Raw genomic sequence first — 19,701 nt, 5'->3', positions numbered from 1 at the left:
AGCGGGTCGGCGTGTTTCACGTGAAACCCGCCCAGGACACAAGCAGAGCCGGCGCGACCCCGCGAACCATGACCGAGACCGAAACCCTCTTCGCCCCCGCCAGCGGCTTCGGCCGTGCCGCCGTGGCGGTGATCCGGATCAGCGGACCGGCCGCCCGCCACGTCCTCGTCGCGTTCGGCGGCGCGCTCCCGGGGCCCCGTCGGCTGGCGCTCCGAACCCTGCGCGACCCCGCCGATGGGACGGAGCTCGATCGTGCCCTGGTGGCGTGGTTCCCGGGCCCGAAGACCTATAGCGGCGAGGACATGGCCGAGCTGCACCTCCACGGCGGACCGGCGATCCGCATGGGCGTGCTGGCGGCTCTGGCCCGGATGCCCGGTTGCCGCGCCGCCGCCCCCGGCGCCTTCACCCGACGGGCGGTGCTGAACGGCCGGATGGATCTCGCCGAGGCGGAGGCGGTGGCGGACCTGATCGACGCGGAGACGGAGGGCCAGCGCCGCCAGGCCCTGCGGCAACTCGACGGGGCGCTCAGCCGTCAGGTCGCGGCCTGGCGGGCGCGGGCGATCGACAGCCTCGCTTCCGCGGAAGCGGCCCTGGACTTCGCCGACGAGGGCGACGTGGACGAGGCCGGGCTGGATGCTGCCCTGCTGGGCGCCGTCGCCGGTCTTCGCCAGGAGATCGCCGCGGCCCTGCACGACGGGCGCCGGGGCGAGCGGTTGCGCGATGGCTTCACGGTGGTCCTGGCCGGTGCGCCCAACGCCGGCAAATCGACCCTCCTGAACGCCCTCAGCCGACGGGATGTCGCCATCGTCTCGGAGATCGCCGGCACCACCCGCGATGCCATCGAGGTCCGCCTGGACCTGGGTGGCCTGCCGGTGATCCTGGTGGATACGGCGGGGCTGCGCGAGACTGCGGATTCCCTCGAGGCCGAGGGCATCGTCCGGACCCAGGCCCGCATCGACGCGGCCGACCTTGTGCTCCTGCTGGTGCCACCCGGAGACGACCCGCCCGACCTCGGAGCCTCGGGGATTCCGGTCCTGCCGATCACCACCAAGGCCGACTTATTTGCCGGCTCATTAGAATCCGAAGGCACGGGCGCGCTGCGCGTCTCGGCCCGGACCGGCCAAGGCCTCGAAGCGTTGCTCGACGCCATACAGGCCGCCGCCGAGAACGGTCTGGGCCCGGGTGACGCGCTGATCACCCGGGCGCGCCATCGCGCGGCCCTCGAAGCCTGTGTGGGCCATCTCGACCGCCTGCTCGCAGGCGCGGGCGGCCTGCCGGAACTGGCCGCCGAGGATCTGCGACTGGCCGTCCGAGCGCTCGGCGAGGTCGCCGGCCATGTCGGCGTCGAAGACGTGCTCGACCGTTTGTTTGCCGGCTTTTGTATTGGAAAATAGCGCTGGGCCCGGCACGCCCACGGCCGTGCTCGATCGGGCCGCGACAGGGGTGGTACCGCCGCCCCGGCCCGGCCCGCATCCCGAGGTCCGGTGCGCGGCGCCGCCCTCCGCACGGCCGGTCGCTGCGGGGCCGATGCGCGTCCGGGATCGTCGCCCGCCGAGGGTGCAAAACCCGCTCAGGCGGGGATGCGCAGGATCCGCGGGCGCCAGATCCCGAGCGCGACGTTGGCGGCGGATACGGCGAGCAGCACCCACAGGGTGCCGCGCTCGCCCGGGAGCGCGACCGCCAGCGCGGCGGGATCGATCAGGCCGGCGAGGGCCCCGGCGCTCTGCTCGGCCTCGCGCCTCATCGGTCCCTGCACGTAGACCAGCCCGCCCTCGAACATCAGGACGCCGGTGGCGAGCTTCAGCCAGGCCCAGCCGGCGTTGAGGTAGGCGCGGTTGAGCGCCATCGCCAGCAGGCCGGACATCAGGCACAGGGCGAGGGACGGCAGGAAGATCCAGGTGGCCACGGCCCCCATCGCCCCCCGGACCGCCGCGTAGCCGGCGAGGGCGGCCGGCGCCGGCGCGAGGCTCAGCATGACGACCAGGGCCGCCATCGCCCCCAGCAATCCGGCGGACCCCATCGTGTGGAGGAACTTCAGCAGGCGTCGCACGGCGTCTCACGCAGGGCCGTTTCGGCAGAGCCTAGCGCGGGCCGGGGCGGGGCGATAGCGGAGCGCCGGTCGCAGGGCGTCCGGTCGGCCGCCGCGCCACCCCGCGGCCCCACGCGCACCGCGGTCGCGCCCGCGCCGGATCGCGTGGCGGCGCCCGCGACGACGGCCTGTCAGCCGCGCAGGCCCGGCGCCTCCTGGCCGGTGCGGGCCACGTACTCGGTGTAGCCGCCGCCATACTGGTGGATGCCCTCCGGCGTCACCTCCAGAACCCGGTTCGACAGGGCCGCCAAGAAATGCCGGTCGTGGGAGACGAACAGCATCGTCCCCTCGTAGGCGCCGAGCGCCGCGATCAGCATCTCCTTGGTGCCCATGTCGAGATGGTTGGTCGGCTCGTCGAGCACCAGGAAGTTCGGCGGGTCGTAGAGCATCAGCGCCATGACCAGCCGGGCCTTCTCGCCCCCCGAGAGCACCCGGCAGCGCTTCTCGACGTCGTCGCCCGAGAAGCCGAAGCAGCCGGCGAGCGCCCGCAGCGAGCCCTGGCCGGCCTGCGGGAAGGCCTCCTCCAGGGTCTGGAACACGGTGCGGTCGCCGTCGAGCAGGTCCATGGCGTGCTGGGCGAAGTAGCCGAGCTTGACGCTGCCGCCCACCGTGACCGAGCCGTCGTCCGGCTCCGTGGTGCCGGTGACGAGCTTGAGGAGCGTCGACTTGCCGGCGCCGTTGATGCCCATCACGCACCAGCGCTCCTTGCGCCGCACCGAGAAGTCGAGGCCCTCGTAGATCGTGCGGCTGCCGTAGCGCTTGTGCACGTTCTTCAGCATCACGACGTCGTCGCCGGAGCGCGGCGCCGGCTGGAACTCGAACGCCACCGATTGCCGCCGCCGGGGCGGCTCCACGCGCTCGATCTTGTCGAGCTTCTTCACCCGGCTCTGCACCTGGGCGGCGTGGGAGGCCCGGGCCTTGAACCGCTCGATGAAGGCGATTTCTTTCGCCAGCATCGCCTGCTGGCGATCGAACTGCGCCTGGGCTTGCGCCTCGTTGAGCTTCCGCTGGCCCTCGTAGAAGGCATAGTCGCCCGAATAGGTGGTCAGCGCGCCGCCGTCGATCTCGATGACCTTGGTGACGATGCGGTTCATGAACTCGCGGTCGTGCGAGGTCATCAGCAGGGCGCCGTCATAGGCCTTCAGGAAGGATTCGAGCCAGATCAGGCTCTCGAGATCCAAGTGGTTCGACGGCTCGTCGAGCAGCATCACGTCCGGGCGCATCAGCAGGATGCGGGCGAGCGCCACGCGCATCTTCCAGCCCCCCGAGAGGGCGCCGACATCGCCGTCCATCATCGCCTGGCTGAAGCTCAGGCCGTCGAGCACCTCGCGGGCGCGGCCCTCCAGGGCGTAGCCGTCGAGCTCCTCGAACCGGGCCTGGACCTCCCCGTAGCGCTCGATCAGCGCGTCCATCTCGTCGGCCCGCTCGGGGTCAGCCAGCGCCGCGCCGAGCGCGGCAAGTTCCGCCGCCACCGCGCTCACCGGGCCGGCCCCGTCCATCACCTCGGTGACGACGCTGCGGCCGGCCATCTCGCCGACATCCTGGCTGAAATACCCGATGGTGATGCCCCGGTCGGCGGCGACCTGGCCCTCGTCGGGCTGCTCCTGGCCGATGATCATCCGGAACAGCGTGGTCTTGCCGGCCCCGTTCGGGCCGACCAGCCCGATCTTCTCGCCCCGCTGGAGCGCGGCCGAGGCCTCGATGAAGACGAGCTGCCGCCCGTTCTGCTTGGTGATCTTGTCGAGGCGTATCATGCGAGGAGGTGCGGCCGTGTCGGGGGGAAGCTCCGGGGCGCTTACGGCATGGATCGAGACGGTGCAAAGACGGGGCCGTCCGCGGGGCGCCCTGCGTCCGACGCAACCGTGGCCGTCACCGGCTCGGTGCGGCTTTTCGGCCCCATTCGGCGAGCTACGTCGTTTCCCTGCCGCGCCGGAAACCGCGCCGACCTATATGAGGTCGGGCTTGGCCGTTCCGGACACCTTTGAGGAACACGATGTTTTGCGGTTGGTGGACGACGAGCCTGGACATGGCGATGCTCGGCCTCGAGGCCCAGGGGGTGATCGCGCAGCGGATGGCGATGTTCGCCTTCGGTGGCCCGGCCGCGCAGGTCGAGGCGCAGCTCATGGTGACCGAGAAGATCATGGCGGCGGGCGAGGCGGCGCTGATGCTCGCCGCGGGCGCCTCGAACGACAAGGTGATCCGCAGCTACCGGCGGAAGGTCCAGGCCAACGCGCGGCGGTTGAGCCGGGGGTGACCGACGCATGTGTTTCCAAAGATCTTCAGATTCGTTGCGCAGCGTCTGACTGAGAGCCACGCGTCCCCCTCCCCCCTCTGCGGGGAGGGAGGGCGCGTGCCAGGTCTTGCCTCGAACTATCCCGAAACCCGCCGCCTCAGTTGTCGGCCGTCCGGAACGTGTCGCAGGCCTTGGTCTGGCCGCTCTTGTAGCCGGCGGTGAACCAGCGCTGGCGCTGGGCCGAGGAGCCGTGGGTGAAGGAGTCCGGCACCACGTAGCCCTGGGAGCGCTTCTGCAGCGAATCGTCGCCGATCTGGGCGGCGGCGTTGAGCGCCTCGTCGATGTCGCCCTGGTCCAGCTCGGCGTACTTGTCGTTGGAGTTCTTGGCCCAGACGCCGGCGAGGCAGTCGGCCATCAATTCGATCCGCACCGACAGGGCGTTCGCCTCGGTCTTGCTGGAGGCCTGCTGCTGGCGCGTCTGGACCTTGCCGAGGATGCCCAGCACGTCCTGGACGTGGTGGCCGACCTCGTGGGCGATGACGTACGCGTAGGCGAAGTCGCCCTTCACACCGAACTTCGAGGCCATCTCCTTGAAGAAGCCCGTGTCGAGATAGACCTTCTTGTCGAGCGGGCAGTAGAACGGGCCCATCGCGGCCTGGGCCGAGCCGCAGCCCGAGCGCGTGCCGCCGGTGTAGAGCACCAGCGTCGTCGGGGTGTACTGCTTGCCGGTCTGCTGCGGCAGGATCTGGCTCCACACGTCCTCGGTGTTGCCCAGGATCTTGGAGGCGAACCGGCCGCTCTCGTCGGTGGGCGCCTGGCGGCGCTTGGCCTGGGTCTGCGGGTCGGCGGGCTGCTCCTGCTGCTGGCTGTGGCCGCCGCCGATCTGCTGGGCGCCGCCGATCAGGATCGCCGGGTTGATGCCGGTGAAGTAGCTGATGATCAGCAGCACCACGATGGTGCCGATGCCGAGGCCGCCGGCGCCGCCGCCGGGGAAGCCCATGCCGCCCCCGCCGCCCTCGCCCCGGCGATCCTCGACGTTGTCGGAGCTGCGTAGATCGTCCCAGCGCATGGTCGGGTCCCGCCATCGATGCTGCGCCGGCCGCCTCGGGCAGGACGCGGTCTGCTGTGCGTCGTTCTGTCCGGACGGCGGCGAAGCACCGGCGGGAACGAAGCTCTAATGGCGGGAGGGGAGACCCGGTTCCGCGCGCGCGGTCAAGCTTTCCCGTCGAGCAGGGACCGCAGGGCGCGGAAATCCCGCCACGCCAGGCGCTTCTGCGCGGGCTGGCGCAGCAGGAAGGCCGGATGGAGCGTGGCCAGGAGCTTCACCTCCCGGTTCGGCAGGGCGTACGGGAACAGGCGTCCGCGGGTCCGCAGGATGCCGTCCTTGGTGCCCGACAGGGTCTGGGTGGCGGGCGCGCCGAGGCAGACGATGATGTCCGGGTCCACCAGCTCGATCTGCCGCTCCACGAAGGGCCGGCAGACCGCGACCTCCTGGGGCGTCGGGTTGCGGTTGCCCGGGGGCCGCCAGGGCACGATGTTGCCGATATAGGCGCTGGTCCGGTCGAGGCCGATCGCCGCCATCATCTTGTCGAGGAGCTGGCCCGAGCGGCCCATGAACGGCTTGCCGATCCGGTCCTCGTCCGCCCCGGGCGCCTCGCCGAGAAACATCACCCGCGCCTCGGGATTGCCGTCGGCGAAGACGAGGTTCTTGGCGGTGAAGCGCAGCGGGCAGGCGTCGAACTCCGCCAGGATCTTTTCCAGCTCGTCGAGATTCTTGGCCTGCCGAGCCCGGGCGCGGGCGTCGGATGCCGCCTCGTCGGGCTGGGCGCTGGCGGCGCGGCCGAAGGTGCGGGGCGGCGCGGCGGGGGGAGCCGCGCCGGGGGGCGGCACGAGCGTGTTGGCGACCGGGCCGACGGGCTGTTCGGCGACCCGGGGCGCCGGCCGACGCGGCGCGCGCAGGGCGGGCGCCGGCGCATCGGCTTCGTTGAAGCGGTCGTGCGGGTGCTCGTCGAGGGCCGCGTCGGCGCCGGCCTCCACGTGGAAGTCGAGATAGGCGATCAGGTCGGCTTGCGCGTCGGTGGGGCTCGGCATGTGATCTGTCATGTGGGAGTGCCGGGACCTGTGGACAACTCGCCGAATCGCTCCGGGTGGCAAGGACTTGCGTGACCGAATAGCGCGAAGCCGGCATGCCCGGAACGGATCGTCCCATCCAGCCCCCTCATCCTGAGGTGCCCGCGTCAGCGGGCCTCGAAGGAGCCCTCCAGCCAGCCGCGCGATCCCTGGAGGGCTCCTTCGAGGCCTTCGCTGCGCTCCGGCACCTCAGGATGAGGAGGGTGGATGGGAATACGCCCTAACCCCCCCGGTGCGGCAAAGGGAACTTTGCCTTTGGTCTCGGCGTCGGCAACTTGCCTTTCCAGCTTGGAATCGCTTGAGACGGCAGCAGGACTGCCGGCCCGGCGACGGATCGGTGTTCGGAAGAAGAAAAGGAGAGGCGAGGATGGCGCTGCCCGAACGCGAGAGCATGGATTTCGACGTGGTCGTGGTCGGCGCCGGCCCGGCCGGGCTCGCCACCGCGATCCGCCTGAAGCAGCGCGCCGCCGAGATCGGCGAGGAGATCTCCGTCGTCGTGGTCGAGAAGGGCTCCGAGGTCGGCGCCCACATCCTGTCCGGGGCGGTGATCGACCCGATCGGCCTCGACGCCCTGCTGCCGGACTGGCGCACCGATCCGGAGCGGCCGCTGAAGACCGCGGTCCAGCGCGACGAGTTCATGATGCTCACCAAGAACAGCGGCGTCTCCCTGCCGAACGTGTTCTTCCCCAAGCTCATGTCGAACCACGGCAACTTCGTCGGCTCGCTCTCGAACGTATGCAAGTATCTCGGCGCCCAGGCCGAGGCGCTCGGCGTCGAGATCTATCCGGGCTTCCCGGCCTCCGAGGTGCTGTTCGACGAGGCCGGCGCGGTGGCGGGCATCGCCACCGGCGACCTGGGCATCGGCCGCTCGGGGGATCCGCGGGACGACTACACCCGCGGCATGGAGCTGCGCGGCAAGTACACGGTGTTCGGCGAGGGCGCCCGGGGCAACCTCACCAAGGGGCTGATCCAGCGCTTCGCCCTCAACCGCCACAGCGACCACTTCAAGTACGGGCTCGGCGTGAAGGAGCTCTGGCAATTGCCGGATTCGACCTTCGAGCCGGGGCTGGTGCGCCACACCATGGGCTGGCCGCTGCCCAACAGGGCCGGCGGCGGCTCCTGGCTGTACCATTTCGACGACAACCTGCTCTCGGTCGGCTTCGTCACCCACCTGAACTACGAGAACCCGACCCTGTCGCCGTTCGAGGAGTTCCAGCGCTTCAAGACCCACCCGATGATTGCCGAGACCTTCGCGGGGGCCAAGCGCATCGGCTACGGCGCGCGGGCCATCATGGAGGGCGGCTGGCAATCGGTGCCGAAGCTGGTCTTCCCGGGGGGCTGCCTGGTCGGCTGCTCGGCGGGGTTCGTGAACGTGCCGCGGATCAAGGGCTCGCACAACGCGCTGCTGTCCGGGATGCAGGCGGCCGACGCCATCGCGGACGCCCTGAAGGCGGGCCGCGCGGGCGACGAGCTCACCGCCTACGAGGCCGGCTGGCGCGACAGCCCGATCGGCCGGGACCTCAAGGCGGTGCGCAACGTCAAGCCGCTCTGGTCGCGCTACGGCACGCTGGTGGGCGTCGGGCTGGGCGGGATCGACATGTGGGCGACCAGCATCCTCGGCGCCTCGCCGTTCGGCACGCTCGCGCACGGCAAGCCCGACCATGCCTGCCTCAAGCCGCTCGCCGAGGTGACGCCGATCACCTACCCGAAGCCCGACGGCAAGCTGACCTTCGACCGGCTGTCCTCGGTCTACCTGTCGAACACCAACCACGAGGAGGACCAGCCGCCCCACCTCAAGATCCGCGACATGGAGCTGCAGAAGCGCTCCGAGCACGACGTCTATGGCGGTCCCTCGTCCCGCTACTGCCCGGCGGGCGTCTACGAGTGGGTGGAGGACGCCGCCGCCTCGGATGGGGTGCGCTACCAGATCAACGCGCAGAACTGCGTCCACTGCAAGACGTGCGATATCAAGGATCCGAACCAGAACATCGACTGGGTGCCGCCGGAGGGTCCGGGGGGGCCGAACTATCCGAACATGTGATGGGGGAATCCCGGCGGCTCGCCGTTCCCGCTTTGTTTGACACGAGGCGGGGGCGGTCCCAAATTCCACCCATCAGCCGGCAGCGGGTTTGGGTCACCGAGCCCCGGCGCCTCCCACGGGATGGCGCGCCGGTTGACCCCCCTTCAGGGAAACACCTTCCGTCCGACCGTGAGGGCGTCGAGCTTCCGGCCGATCTGATGGATCGCCTTCCTGCTGGGCGCCGCATCGGGTTGTGCCTCACGCCATATCGGCCAGGGGATGTTGCTCGTGCCGGCCTCTCGGAAGTCTTTGATGAATTTCTGCTCTTGCCGATAATATTTCAGCGAGAAATACGCGACGATATCGACGCACTGAATGAGCCTGTTGTTTGTCGATTGGACGAAATGAATTGAATCCACGATCGAGCTGATCTGGGTCGATCGCCAGCCCATATTGGTACCGCTCAGCTTGAAGATCTCGAGATCGTCAATCAGCTTCTGCTCGATCTCCTTGTTCTCGTCGGCGACCAGCAGCCCGAGCTTCGGTTCGGGTTGGCTCAGCCAATCCTCCAGGCGCTCGACGAGGAACGGGAAGGCCATCCGATGCGGATGGCGGCCGGAATAGAGCTTCATCTTGTCCACGGCGGCCCACAGGACCGTCGCCTCGTGCGTTGCGAGGGCATCCAGGATATCGTGGATGCAGCCGATCCGTTCGTCGGGTTTGACACCCTTGAAGAAGCCGTTGCCGCCGTAGAGATCGGCGGCATGCAGTTCGAAGCCCTCCGTCAAAACCAGCACGCCGAAATGGGCCCTTACGATCTGCTGGACGGCGACCTCGATCGCGCGAATCCGCGCCTCGTGGACGCACAGAGCAGCGATGAGGTGAATCGGCTGGTTCGACGGAGCCGTGGGCCCTCCCTGCGGACGTTCCGGGCCAGTACGATCGCCTATTGGCCGGACCACGACGCCGTCGCGATCCTGACCGAGCGTCACGGTGGATTCCTGGTCCCGCGCGCCTTGATCGCGCCCGTGCGCGACATCGATACCTTCCGCCCTCGCACGCCTCGAACTCTGGCCGGGCAGCGCTGCCTTCGAGATCGCGGATCTCGACATCCACGTCAGCGTTCACGGGGTCTTGACCGCCGCCCTTCCGACGATGATCCCGGCGGAGGTCCTGTCGAGCCTCCTCGGTGAGCGGGGCAACCGTCGCAGGAAGCCGGCACCCGAGCCCGCCGGCCCCCCGCGCCATCCTTTCGCCTTGCGGGGCTGGCGGGATGGGTTCAGTGTCCCCAGCGTTTTTTACGGGGACGCCCCGCCATTCCCGCGCCCGGCCCGCGACGGCCCGGCGCCCAGGAGCCGCGATCGGTTCATGATGACAACACGCGCCCGCCGGAGCGTTTCGGCGCTCGCCCTGCTGCTCGCCGCCGGGCTGCCGCAGACCGTGCTCGCCGCCCAGCCGAAGGAATCGACCCCGGTGCTCGACTACGAGCCCGCGGATTCCCTCGAGGGCAACTTCCTGTCCGCCTACATCGCGGGCGCCGCCCGGGACACGGCGGCGGCGGCCACCTTCTACCGCGAGGCGGTCAAGGCCGACCCGCGCAACGCCGAGCTGGTCGAGCGCGCCTTCATCTCGCTGCTCGCCGACGGCGCCCTGCCGGACGCGTTCCGCGCGGCCGAGAAGCTGATCGCCCGCGATCCCACCAACGGGCTCGCCAACCTGTCCCTCGGGGTCCGCCAGATCAAGGCCGGCCAGTGGGCCGCCGCCCGCCAGAACTTCTCCCGCAGCGGCCGGGGCGCGGCCACGGATCTCACCGCGACGCTGCTCACCGCCTGGTCCTACGCGGGCGCCGGCGACGGCAAGAAGGCGCTGGAGACCGTCAACAAGCTCCGGGGCGAGCGCTACTACAATACCTTCCGTGACTACCATGCCGGACTGATCGCCTCGGTGACCGGCGACAACGCCGAGGCCGAGCGGCGCCTCAAGGCCGCCTACGAGGCCGACCGCAACACCCTGCGCATCGTCGACGCCTATGCCCGGACCGAAGCGAGCCTCGGCCGCACCGACCTGGCGATCCAGGCCTATTCCGACTTCGACCAGCTCTCGCCGCGCCACCCGCTGGTCCGCGACGCCCTCGACAAGCTCAAGGACGGCAAGCCGCTGGCCCGGCTGATCGGCACCGCCCAGGAGGGTGCCGCCGAGGTGCTGTACGGGCTGGGCTCGGCGGGCTCGACGCAGGGCGACGAATTGCCCGCGGTGATCTACCTGCGGCTGGCCCTCTACCTCGCCCCCGACCACGCGCTCGCCCGGCTGACGCTGGCCGACACGCTCGACCGGATGAAGCAGCCCGAGCGCGCCAACGAGGCCTACGCGCAGATCCCCGCGGCCTCGCCGCTCAAGCTCAACGCCGACATCCAGGTCGGCCTGAACCTGGAGCAGATGGGCAAGGGCGACGAGGCGCTCGAGCACCTCGACGCGACCATGAAGGCCCACCCGGACGACATCGACGTGATCACCGCGCTGGGCAACGTCCAGCGGGCGCGCAAGAAGTACGAGGAGGCGGCGGAGACCTACAGCCGCGCCATCGCGCTGATCGGCGACCGGCCGCTGGCGAACTACTGGACGACCTTCTACTTCCGCGGCACCGCCTACGAGCGCGCCAAGCAATGGCCGAAGGCCGAGGCCGACCTGAAGAAGGCCCTGTCGCTGGTGCCGGCGAGCCAGCCCGCCGCCAAGGCCCAGGTGATGAACTACCTGGGCTATTCCTGGGTCGACCAGAACACCAACATCGACGAGGCGTTCAAGCTGCTGCAGCAGGCCGCCGACGCGAGCCCCCGGGACGGCATGATCGTCGACAGCCTCGGCTGGGCCTATTTCCGCCTCGGCCGCTGGGACGACGCCGTGCGCGAGCTGGAGAAGGCGGTCGAGCTGAAGCCCGGCGATCCGACCATCAACGACCACCTGGGCGACGCCTACTGGCGCGCGGGCCGGCGCCTCGAGGGCAAGTTCCAGTGGCAGCACGCCAAGGACCTGAACCCCGAGCCGGACGACCTCGCGCAGATCAACGCGAAGCTGAAGGACGGGCTGCCGGAGATCGAGAAGCCCACCGCCACGGCCGAGACCACGCCGGCCCCGGTGGCGGCCCCGCACAACGCCGAGAATCCGGAGCTGCCCAAGGGGGCTCCCCAGCCGCACGAGGCCCCCGGCGCCGCCGACAAGGCGAAGAAGTCGGGGGGCTGAGCGGGATCGGTCGCGCAATGGGCGCTCCATCCAACCAATCCCCTTCATCCTGAGGTGCCGGAGCGCAGCGGAGGCCTCGAAGGAGACCTCCAGTCGGCTGCGCGATCCCTGGAAGACCTCCTTCGAGGCCCGCTCACGCGGGGGATGAGGGTAAGGCAAGGAAAGCCGGCCCGGCGCCGCCCTGCGGGCACACTTCAGGGCGCGAACCAAAAACTTGTTTTGTCCGCCACCTCATAAAAATCGACGCGCATTTTACGGCTGTTTGACGCACACTGCGCAGCTGTTCGCGGGCGGCCGCCTGCACGTCCGGACATCCGCACGGCAAGAGCCGGCGGCGGGCCGAGAGCCCGTGACTCAGGGAGGGAACGCCCATGCCGTCAGACATCGAGATCGCCCGCGCCGCGACCCTGAAGCCGATCGCGCAGGTCGCCGAGACGCTCGGCATCCCGGATGACGCGCTCCACAATTACGGCCGGCACATCGCCAAGATCGACCACGGCTACATCGCCGGGCTGGAGAGCCGGAAGCCCGGCAAGCTCGTGCTGGTGACGGCGATCTCCCCGACGCCCGCGGGCGAGGGCAAGACCACCACCACGGTCGGCCTCGGCGACGCGCTGAACCGCATCGGCGCCAAGACCATGATCTGCCTGCGCGAGCCCTCGCTCGGGCCCTGCTTCGGCATGAAGGGCGGGGCGGCCGGCGGCGGCAAGGCCCAGGTCGTGCCGATGGAGCAGATCAACCTGCACTTCACCGGCGACTTCCACGCCATCACGTCGGCCCACAGCCTCGCGGCCGCGCTGATCGACAACCACGTCTACTGGGCGAACGAGCTCAACATCGACGTGCGCCGCATCCACTGGCGCCGGGTCGTCGACATGAACGACCGGGCGCTGCGCCAGATCACCCAGTCGCTCGGCGGCGTCGCCAACGGCTTCCCCCGGGAGGACGGGTTCGACATCACGGTGGCCTCCGAGGTGATGGCGGTGTTCTGCCTCGCCAAGGATCTGGCCGACCTGGAGGAGCGCCTCGGCCGGATCGTCATCGCCGAGACCCGGGACCGCAAGCTCGTCACCCTCAAGGACGTGAAGGCCACCGGCGCCATGACGGTGCTGCTCAAGGATGCGTTGCAGCCGAACCTCGTGCAGACGCTGGAGGGCAGCCCGGCGCTGATCCACGGCGGCCCCTTCGCCAACATCGCCCACGGCTGCAACTCGGTGATCGCCACCCGGGCGGGCCTGAGGCTCGCCGACTACACGGTCACGGAGGCCGGGTTCGGCGCCGATCTCGGCGCGGAGAAGTTTCTGGACATCAAGTGCCGGCAGGCGGGCCTGACCCCCTCGGCGGTGGTGGTGGTGGCGACGATCCGCGCCCTGAAGATGCATGGCGGCGTCGACAAGAAGAACCTCGGGGGCGAGAATATCGGCGCCCTGGAGAAGGGATTTGCCAATCTCGCCCGGCACGTCACCAACCTGCGCGGCTTCGGCCTGCCGGTGGTGGTGGCGGTCAACCACTTCCACGCCGACACCGACGCCGAGCACGCCCGGCTCAAGGATCTCTGTCGCGAAAAACTCGACGTCGAGGCGATCACCTGCCGCCACTGGGCGGAGGGCGGCGCCGGCGCCGAGGCGCTGGCCCGCGCCGTGGTGACGCTCAGCCAGGCCGAGCCGGCGCCGATCCGCCACGCCTACGAGACCGAGGCGCCGCTGGCGGAGAAGATCCGGACCATCGCCACCAAGCTCTACGGCGCCGCCGACATCCAGATCGAGACCAAGGCGGCCCAGAAGCTCGCCGCCTTCGAGAAGGACGGCTACGGCAACCTGCCGATCTGCATGGCCAAGACGCAGTACTCGTTCTCGACGGATCCGAGCCTGATGGGCGCGCCCGAGGGGCATGTCGTGGGCGTGCGCGACGTCCGGCTCTCGGCCGGCGCCGGCTTCGTGGTGGCGATCTGCGGGGAGATCATGACCATGCCGGGTCTCCCCCGGGTGCCGGCCGCCGACACGATCCGGCTGGACGCCGACGGGCAGATCGACGGGCTGTTCTGAGAAGTCCGCGCGGCCTTCATCCGAAGGTCGGCTCAAGGCTGCGCGGAACGATCCCACGGGATCAGCAGGACTACACCGGTCGTCGCTGAGGCGGTCAGGAGAGATCAACGGCCCTGGGCAGATCGCCGGAACGCGGGAACGTGATCTCGATATCCTCAACGCCGGCCGGCCATCCCAAGGCCTCCACGATGCTGAGCTCCTGTCCCGTGAGCCGCCGATACTCGGCAATGCTGAGCAGGATGTGAGTGGGCTGGCCGCGATCCGTGATGAAAACGGGTCCCTCGGCCGCTGCCTTCATGGCGCGTTCGATGTCCTGATCGAACGCCCGGCTCGTGAGGATGGTGATTGCCATGCCTGACATCCCCTACAGGCCTTCAGCAGGGCGCCGCCCTGCACCCGCAAAAGGTCACGGACCTTTTGAAACCAGGATTTATGCGCCCCCGAACAGCGCCACCGCCAGCCGGGAATGCGCCTCGCGCAGCATCCCGGTATCGACCCCGAGCGGCTGCCCGTCGATCACCCGCCAGCGCCCCGCCACCATCACCCGGTCGGCCCGGGTGGCGCCGCACAGGACCAGCGCGGCGAGCGGGTCGTGGGCACCGGAGAAGCGCAGCTCGTCCAGGGTGAACAGCGCGAGATCCGCCTCCCGGCCCGGTTCGATCCGGCCAATATCGCTGCGGCCGAGGCAGGCGGCCGAGCCCTCGGTCGCCCAGCGCAGCGCGTCGAGGTGGGTCACCGCCTCCGCCCCGTAGCTCAGGCGGTTGATCATCAGGGCGTGGCGCACGCCCTCCATCAGGTTCGAGCTGTCGTTGGAGGCCGAGCCGTCAACGCCGAGGCCCACGGGGGAGCCCGCCGCCTCAAGCTCGCAGGTGCGGCACCGGCCCGACGCCAGGGTCATGTTGGAGGTCGGGCAATGGCACACGCCGACCCCGGCCTTGCCGAGCCGGGCGACCTCGGCATCGTTGAAATGGATGCCGTGGGCGAGCCAGACCCGGTCGGTCATCCAGCCGACCTGCTCCAGGTAATCCACCGGGCGGCAGCCGAACATCGACTGGCAGAACGCGTCCTCGTCGAGCGTCTCGCCGAGATGGGTGTGCAGGCGGCATCCGTGCCGGGCGGCCAGCTCCGCGCTCTCGCGCATCAGGCGCTGGGTCACCGCGAAGGGCGAGCACGGCGCGAGCCCGACCTGCACCATGGCGCCGGGGGCAGGGTCGTGGAACAGGTTCAGCACCCGCTCGCAATCGGCGAGGATCGTGTCATCGTCCTGCGTCAGCGTCTCGGGGGGCAGGCCGCCGTCCCGGTCGGACAGGCTCATCGAGCCGCGGGTGATCGCCGCGCGGATCCCGAGGCTGCGGGCCTCGTCGACCTGGACGTCGACCGAATCCTCCAGGCCCTTCGGGAACAGGTAATGGTGGTCGCCCGCCGTGGTGCAGCCCGAGAGCAGCAGCTCGGTATAGGCCACCCGGGTGGCCAGCCGGAACGCCTCCGGGGTGATCCGCCCCCAGACCGTGTAGAGCGCCTTCAGCCAGGGGAAGAGCGGCTTGTTGATCGCGATCGGATGGGCGCGGGTGAGGGTCTGGAAGGCGTGGTGGTGGGTGTTGATCAGCCCCGGGATGACCACGTGGCGCGACGCGTCGAAGGTCTCGGCCACCGGGCCGGCGGGGCGGGCGCCCGCCGCCACGTGCTCGACGATGCGGCTGCCCGCCACCACGATGCCGCCCCCGGCCCCGTCGGCCAGGATCGCCAGCGGGTCCCGGATCCAGAGGCGGCGGGCCTCCGGTTCAGCTGCCTCGGCCATGATGCTCCCCGAATCCCCGACAGGCGATGCGTAGCGGAGCGGCCGGACGGCCGGCAAGCCCGGCGCGCTAACGGATCCCCGCGCCGGGCGCCCAGGACTGGCCGCGCGACTCCGCCCGGGTCCCGGCCTCGGGGGTCAGACTCCGGTAGGATCCCGCCCGCAGGATGTGGGTCGTCCCGGTCCCGGGGGGCACCGGCACGCCGCGCCCGGTGAGCCACGCCGCCATCTCGGCGATCTCCCGCTGCTGCTCGACGATGACCGCCTCGGCGAGCTGCCGGGTCCAGGGATCCTTCGCGTGGTCGAGGGCGACCTGCGCCATCCCGATCGCGCCCTGGTGGTGGGGGATCATCTGGAGCCGGAAATCGACGTCCGGGTCGCCCGTATAGGGCACCGCCATGGCGCGCATCATCGCCCCGTGCGCGGCCTTGAAGCCCTGGACCGCCGGCGTGTCGCCGCCGGACCCCGGACCGGGCCCGGACATGTGGTGCGGCGGGGCCGGGTCGCCGGACGTCCGTTGGGCGAAGCCCGGGCCCGCCGTCAGAACGAGCCCGAGGCACAGAGCCAGCCCGAGATGCCGCATACGTCCACCCATCCGTCCGAATTTCGATTCGGGCACGCTACGGGTTGCCACGCTGGGAAGGTCAACGCTCCGCGAGACGCCGCCGGCGGCGGCCAGGGTTGACGGATTCCGGCGTGCTTGAGAAACGTCACGGGGACTGACCTATCACCCGTTGGGAGCGGCCGCGCCGTGACACGGACAGCCCCGCGCGAGGGGATTTTCGCGGCGAAACCCGGTCCGGGTGCGGCGACGGCCGCCCTGGGCAGCGACGACCTGATCGAACTCCTGTTCTTCGCCTACCGGGACTTCGTGGGCGATCCCGACCGGATCCTGGCCGCCTACGGCTTCGGCCGGGCGCACCACCGGGTGCTGCACTTCGTCGACCGCTATCCGGGGCTGACCATCGCCGAACTCCTCGACATCCTGCGGATCACCAAGCAGAGCCTCAACCGGGTGCTCAAGGACCTGATCGGGCAGGGCTACGTCGCGCAGAAGCCGGGTTCGAGCGACCGGCGGCAGCGCCTCCTGTACTGCACGGACTCCGGCGCGGGGCTCGCGGCCGACCTCACCCGCGTCCAGGCCCGCCGCCTCGCCCGGGCGCTCGCCGCGCCGGACGCGCGGGGCTCCCCGGAGGATTTCCTGATGGCGATGATCGAGCCGGAGGACCGCCCCGCGGTCCAGCGTCTGATGGCGCGGCGCGGGGCCGGGGGCTGCGGCGCCCGGGGGGAGGGCGCGTGACGACCGCACCCCGGGCCGAGCTGCCCGACGAGGCGCCGCACGTCCTGGTGGTCGACGACGACCGCCGCCTGCGCGAATTGCTGTCCCGCTACCTCACCGACCAGGGGTTTCGCGTCACCGCGGCGGCGAGCGCCGCGGAGGCCCGGGCCCGGGCGCAGAGCGTGGTGTTCGACGCGATGGTGCTCGACGTCATGATGCCCGGCGAGAACGGCTTCGACTACGCCCGCAGCGTGCGCGAGACGTCCCGGGTGCCGATCCTGATGCTCACGGCCCGCTCCAACACCAACGACCGGGTGATGGGGCTGGAGATCGGCGCGGACGATTACCTGCCGAAACCGTTCGAGCCGCGGGAGCTGACGCTCCGGCTGCACAACATCATCAAGCGCGGCCTGCGCCCGCGCGAGGCGGCCGCCGAGGCCGTGACCTTCGGGCCGTTCGCGTTCCGGATCGACCGGGGCGAGCTCCGCCGGGACGACGAGCTGATCCGCATCACCGAGCGGGAGCGCGAGATCCTGACGATCCTGGCGGCGGCCGGGGGCGCCAATGTCGAGCGCGAGCAGCTCGCGGGCCCCGGCGGCGCGGCGGCGGAGCGCACCGTCGACGTGCAGATCAACCGCCTGCGCCGCAAGACGGAGGTCGACCCCGCCAACCCGGTCTTCCTGCAGACCGTGCGGGGGGTCGGCTACCGGCTCGCGGTGGACTGAGAGCCCGGCCGCAAGCCGGGCCGTCTCACACCGCGCGCGGCTCGTCCGGCTTCAGCTTGAGGGTCTTGGCGAGCCGGGTGGACAGGCTGCCCACGATGGTGAGGACCGCCCCCGGCTCGGTCAGGGGGCGGACCGCCTCCAGCGCCTCCTCGGCGCCGGGCTTCATCACCGCGTAGACCGTCGGGCTCCGGCCACGGCCGGACCGCCCCGTCGTGACGGAGACGAGGAAGGTCGTGTAGCGTCTCCGCAGGCGTCCAGGCATGTCCCAGCATCTGGCATGTCGGCTAACCATCACCAATGCCTGACGTCCGGAGCCGACCCGAAAATCCGCGCGATCCCCGCCCGACAACGCGCGCCGGGCGATTCAGATCACGGCGAGGTCGAGGCCGGGAAGCGGAAGTCCCGCGGGCTGCAGCCTCCAGACCTGCCCGGAGGCCAGCGGCAGCGCGTCGGTCAGGGTGCCGGTGGTGACGATCTCACCGGCCGCGAGCGGCGGCGAATCCGGATCGTTAGCCAGCACATCGACGAGGTGCCCGAGGGCCGCCAGGGGCCCGGTGCCGAGGACGTTGCGGCCGCCGCCGCGATCGGCGACGGCGCCGTCCCGCAGGAGATCGACCGTGAAGCCTTCGAGCGCGCCGATCCAGGTCCGCCGATCCGCCGCGGCGATATGGACCCGGTCGCCGACCACCAGCAGGCCGTGCAGCCCGAAGGCCGCGACCGTATCGGGCGCGGCGAAGCGCCAGCCGGGATAGAGCGACTGCACGATCTCGAAGCCGGCCGCCGCCCAGGCGAGGCAGTCGAGCAGGGCCGCCGCGTCCATGCCGGGCTCAGGCGCGCGGGCGAGGCCGAACACGATCTCCGGCTCGATCCGCGGCTCGACGAAGGCGTCGAGCGCCACCGGTCCCGTCACGGCGCTCCGGTCGCGCAGGGTCGTGTCGTAGACGTGGCCCCAGATCGGGGCGCGGACGCCGTACCGCTCCCAGAGCGTCGTGTTGGTGAAGCCGATCTTGCGGCCCACCGGCCGCTCGCCCCGGGTTTCCCGGAGCCGCCGGACCTCCGCGGCCACCCGGTAGGCGGCCGGGAGGTCGAGGGCGGCATCCCCGCCGGTCAGCGGCGGGATCTGGCGGCGATGCCCGTGGGCGGCCAGGATGGTCCGGGCGTGGGCGGCGGCGGAAACGGGCGCGGTCATGGCCCCGCTGTAGGGTGCGGGGCCCGACTCTACCAGACCAGCCGCTCGATCACCGCGTCCGGGTGCACCGCCTGCCGGCCGAGCCAGTCCGCCACGTCGCCGAGGCGGTGGTGCGCGGCCGTGACGCCGAGTTCCTCCGCGTGGATGCCCCGGGCCACCAGCAGGCTGGCGAGGCCGAAGCCGCGCGCGCCCGCGATGTCGGTGCGGATCGCGTCGCCGATCGCCAGGACCCGGGTCGGGTCGACGGGCGCACCGGTCAGGTCCGCCCCCTTGGCGAGCGCCGCCTCGTAGACCGGCCGGTGCGGCTTGCCGGCGTAGATCACGTCCCCGCCGACCTCCGCGTAGGCCGCCGCGAGCAGGCCCGCGCAGGGGATCAGCCGGTTGCCGCTCTCGACCACGAGGTCGGGATTGGCGCAGATCATCGTCAGCCCGCGGGCGGCGAGGCGCGTCAGCTCCGGCCGGTAATCGTCCGCGGTCTCGCTCCGGTCGTCGAACAGGCCGGTGCAGACCACGAGGTCGGCCTCCGCCTCCGGGACGAGGCTGAGGTCGAGGCCCTGGAAGATGCCGAGGTCGCGCTCCGGCCCGAGATGCCGGATCCGGGCGCCGGGGCGCTGGGCGATCAGGTCGCGGGTGAGGTCGCCCGAGGTCAGGATCGCGTCGTAGGCCTCCCGCGGAACGCCGAACCGGTCGAGGATGCGCCCGACCCCGTCCCCCGGCCGCGGGGCGTTCGACACCAGGACGACCCGGCGCGGCCGCGGTCCCGGCAGGCCGCGGAAGCGGATCAGCGCCGCGCCGGCCGGCCCGTGCGCCGTCTGGCCGTCGTGCAGCACGCCCCAGACGTCGCAGAGGATCAGGTCGTACCGGTCGGCGACTTCGGCGAGGCCCGCGAGGGTCGGGATGGCGGTCATGGTCGGTGAAAGTCCTGGTTTCGAAAGGTCCGGGACCTTTTGCGGGTGCCG

At 70.9% G+C, this 19,701-nt stretch carries 18 protein-coding genes; 7 read left to right on the top strand and 11 right to left on the bottom strand.

The window, feature by feature from the left end; translation table 11 throughout:
• The first annotated feature begins 68 nt into the window (after window positions 1-68).
• Window positions 69-1,394, top strand: coding sequence for a tRNA uridine-5-carboxymethylaminomethyl(34) synthesis GTPase MnmE (gene mnmE / locus MKL01_RS23730; protein ID WP_243907631.1), 1,326 nt, complete (start codon window positions 69-71; stop codon window positions 1,392-1,394).
• A 176-nt stretch (window positions 1,395-1,570) separates the two neighbouring features.
• On the opposite strand, the gene MKL01_RS23725 is transcribed toward mnmE, so the two are convergent.
• Window positions 1,571-2,050, bottom strand: coding sequence for a hypothetical protein (locus MKL01_RS23725; protein WP_243907630.1), 480 nt, complete (start codon window positions 2,048-2,050; stop codon window positions 1,571-1,573).
• A gap of 170 nt (window positions 2,051-2,220) precedes the next feature.
• Window positions 2,221-3,843 carry an ABC-F family ATP-binding cassette domain-containing protein gene (locus MKL01_RS23720; RefSeq protein ID WP_243907629.1) on the bottom strand — a complete coding sequence of 541 codons (1,623 nt, stop codon included), beginning with the start codon at window positions 3,841-3,843 and terminating at the stop codon, window positions 2,221-2,223.
• Between the two features lie 239 nt (window positions 3,844-4,082).
• Between MKL01_RS23720 and MKL01_RS23715 the strand changes: the two genes are divergently transcribed.
• Complete coding sequence (locus MKL01_RS23715; protein WP_243907628.1) at window positions 4,083-4,343, top strand: hypothetical protein; 261 nt, start codon at window positions 4,083-4,085, stop codon at window positions 4,341-4,343.
• A gap of 136 nt (window positions 4,344-4,479) precedes the next feature.
• On the opposite strand, the gene MKL01_RS23710 is transcribed toward MKL01_RS23715, so the two are convergent.
• Complete coding sequence (locus MKL01_RS23710) at window positions 4,480-5,391, bottom strand: neutral zinc metallopeptidase (RefSeq protein ID WP_243907627.1); 912 nt, start codon at window positions 5,389-5,391, stop codon at window positions 4,480-4,482.
• A gap of 143 nt (window positions 5,392-5,534) precedes the next feature.
• Window positions 5,535-6,413 carry a uracil-DNA glycosylase gene (locus tag MKL01_RS23705; RefSeq protein WP_243907626.1) on the bottom strand — a complete coding sequence of 293 codons (879 nt, stop codon included), beginning with the start codon at window positions 6,411-6,413 and terminating at the stop codon, window positions 5,535-5,537.
• A gap of 406 nt (window positions 6,414-6,819) precedes the next feature.
• Between MKL01_RS23705 and MKL01_RS23700 the strand changes: the two genes are divergently transcribed.
• Complete coding sequence (locus MKL01_RS23700; RefSeq protein ID WP_243907625.1) at window positions 6,820-8,493, top strand: electron transfer flavoprotein-ubiquinone oxidoreductase; 1,674 nt, start codon at window positions 6,820-6,822, stop codon at window positions 8,491-8,493.
• Window positions 8,494-8,636: 143 nt separating this feature from the next.
• On the opposite strand, the gene MKL01_RS23695 is transcribed toward MKL01_RS23700, so the two are convergent.
• On the bottom strand, window positions 8,637-9,464 hold the full coding sequence (locus MKL01_RS23695) for a DUF3800 domain-containing protein (protein WP_243907624.1): 828 nt from the start codon (window positions 9,462-9,464) through the stop codon (window positions 8,637-8,639).
• A 376-nt stretch (window positions 9,465-9,840) separates the two neighbouring features.
• Here MKL01_RS23695 and MKL01_RS23690 point away from each other — a divergent pair, with 376 nt between their 5' ends.
• Window positions 9,841-11,709 carry a tetratricopeptide repeat protein gene (locus tag MKL01_RS23690; protein WP_243907623.1) on the top strand — a complete coding sequence of 623 codons (1,869 nt, stop codon included), beginning with the start codon at window positions 9,841-9,843 and terminating at the stop codon, window positions 11,707-11,709.
• A 371-nt stretch (window positions 11,710-12,080) separates the two neighbouring features.
• Complete coding sequence (locus MKL01_RS23685) at window positions 12,081-13,754, top strand: formate--tetrahydrofolate ligase (RefSeq protein WP_243907622.1); 1,674 nt, start codon at window positions 12,081-12,083, stop codon at window positions 13,752-13,754.
• A 94-nt stretch (window positions 13,755-13,848) separates the two neighbouring features.
• Here the strand turns inward: MKL01_RS23685 and MKL01_RS23680 are convergent, their stop codons facing one another.
• The 3 genes from MKL01_RS23680 to MKL01_RS23670 all read right to left on the bottom strand — a co-directional run bounded on the left by MKL01_RS23680 (window position 13,849) and on the right by MKL01_RS23670 (window position 16,132).
• Window positions 13,849-14,106 (bottom strand): type II toxin-antitoxin system prevent-host-death family antitoxin, encoded by a 258-nt coding sequence (locus tag MKL01_RS23680; protein ID WP_243907621.1) that lies wholly within the window; start codon window positions 14,104-14,106, stop codon window positions 13,849-13,851.
• 78 nt (window positions 14,107-14,184) lie between these two features.
• Window positions 14,185-15,552 (bottom strand): 8-oxoguanine deaminase, encoded by a 1,368-nt coding sequence (locus tag MKL01_RS23675; RefSeq protein WP_243907620.1) that lies wholly within the window; start codon window positions 15,550-15,552, stop codon window positions 14,185-14,187.
• Window positions 15,553-15,619: 67 nt separating this feature from the next.
• Complete coding sequence (locus tag MKL01_RS23670; RefSeq protein WP_243907619.1) at window positions 15,620-16,132, bottom strand: DUF305 domain-containing protein; 513 nt, start codon at window positions 16,130-16,132, stop codon at window positions 15,620-15,622.
• 168 nt (window positions 16,133-16,300) lie between these two features.
• Between MKL01_RS23670 and MKL01_RS23665 the strand changes: the two genes are divergently transcribed.
• Both MKL01_RS23665 and MKL01_RS23660 read left to right on the top strand, forming a co-directional pair.
• On the top strand, window positions 16,301-16,849 hold the full coding sequence (locus tag MKL01_RS23665) for a MarR family winged helix-turn-helix transcriptional regulator (protein WP_409566320.1): 549 nt from the start codon (window positions 16,301-16,303) through the stop codon (window positions 16,847-16,849).
• Window positions 16,846-17,553 carry a response regulator gene (locus MKL01_RS23660; RefSeq protein WP_243907618.1) on the top strand — a complete coding sequence of 236 codons (708 nt, stop codon included), beginning with the start codon at window positions 16,846-16,848 and terminating at the stop codon, window positions 17,551-17,553. Before MKL01_RS23665 ends, MKL01_RS23660 begins: the two co-directional genes overlap by 4 nt.
• A gap of 25 nt (window positions 17,554-17,578) precedes the next feature.
• On the opposite strand, the gene MKL01_RS23655 is transcribed toward MKL01_RS23660, so the two are convergent.
• The 3 genes from MKL01_RS23655 to MKL01_RS23645 form a co-directional block, all read right to left on the bottom strand.
• Window positions 17,579-17,815, bottom strand: a complete 237-nt coding sequence (locus tag MKL01_RS23655; protein ID WP_243907617.1) for a hypothetical protein — start codon at window positions 17,813-17,815, stop codon at window positions 17,579-17,581.
• Window positions 17,816-17,917: 102 nt separating this feature from the next.
• Entirely contained in the window at window positions 17,918-18,742 is an 825-nt protein-coding gene (locus MKL01_RS23650) for a 2-keto-4-pentenoate hydratase (RefSeq protein ID WP_243907616.1), read from the bottom strand.
• A 29-nt stretch (window positions 18,743-18,771) separates the two neighbouring features.
• Window positions 18,772-19,650: a TIGR01459 family HAD-type hydrolase gene (locus tag MKL01_RS23645; RefSeq protein ID WP_243907615.1), complete on the bottom strand. Its 879-nt coding sequence runs from the start codon at window positions 19,648-19,650 to the stop codon at window positions 18,772-18,774.
• Window positions 19,651-19,701: the final 51 nt, after the last annotated feature.

This window comes from Methylobacterium sp. J-070 (assembly GCF_022829385.1).
Taxonomy (GTDB): domain Bacteria; phylum Pseudomonadota; class Alphaproteobacteria; order Rhizobiales; family Beijerinckiaceae; genus Methylobacterium.
This window is presented reverse-complemented; position numbering and strand designations above follow the sequence as displayed.

Coding starts and splice junctions, on each gene's coding strand:
- MKL01_RS23715 (WP_243907628.1), top strand. CDS start 4,083: ATGTTTTGCGGTTGGTGGACGACGAGCCTGGACATGGCGATGCTCGGC.
- MKL01_RS23675 (WP_243907620.1), bottom strand. CDS start 15,552: ATGGCCGAGGCAGCTGAACCGGAGGCCCGCCGCCTCTGGATCCGGGAC.
- MKL01_RS23645 (WP_243907615.1), bottom strand. CDS start 19,650: ATGACCGCCATCCCGACCCTCGCGGGCCTCGCCGAAGTCGCCGACCGG.
- MKL01_RS23700 (WP_243907625.1), top strand. CDS start 6,820: ATGGCGCTGCCCGAACGCGAGAGCATGGATTTCGACGTGGTCGTGGTC.
- MKL01_RS23650 (WP_243907616.1), bottom strand. CDS start 18,742: ATGACCGCGCCCGTTTCCGCCGCCGCCCACGCCCGGACCATCCTGGCC.
- MKL01_RS23710 (WP_243907627.1), bottom strand. CDS start 5,391: ATGCGCTGGGACGATCTACGCAGCTCCGACAACGTCGAGGATCGCCGG.
- MKL01_RS23685 (WP_243907622.1), top strand. CDS start 12,081: ATGCCGTCAGACATCGAGATCGCCCGCGCCGCGACCCTGAAGCCGATC.
- MKL01_RS23670 (WP_243907619.1), bottom strand. CDS start 16,132: ATGCGGCATCTCGGGCTGGCTCTGTGCCTCGGGCTCGTTCTGACGGCG.
- mnmE (WP_243907631.1), top strand. CDS start 69: ATGACCGAGACCGAAACCCTCTTCGCCCCCGCCAGCGGCTTCGGCCGT.
- MKL01_RS23655 (WP_243907617.1), bottom strand. CDS start 17,815: ATGCCTGGACGCCTGCGGAGACGCTACACGACCTTCCTCGTCTCCGTC.
- MKL01_RS23705 (WP_243907626.1), bottom strand. CDS start 6,413: ATGCCGAGCCCCACCGACGCGCAAGCCGACCTGATCGCCTATCTCGAC.
- MKL01_RS23680 (WP_243907621.1), bottom strand. CDS start 14,106: ATGGCAATCACCATCCTCACGAGCCGGGCGTTCGATCAGGACATCGAA.
- MKL01_RS23690 (WP_243907623.1), top strand. CDS start 9,841: ATGATGACAACACGCGCCCGCCGGAGCGTTTCGGCGCTCGCCCTGCTG.
- MKL01_RS23720 (WP_243907629.1), bottom strand. CDS start 3,843: ATGATACGCCTCGACAAGATCACCAAGCAGAACGGGCGGCAGCTCGTC.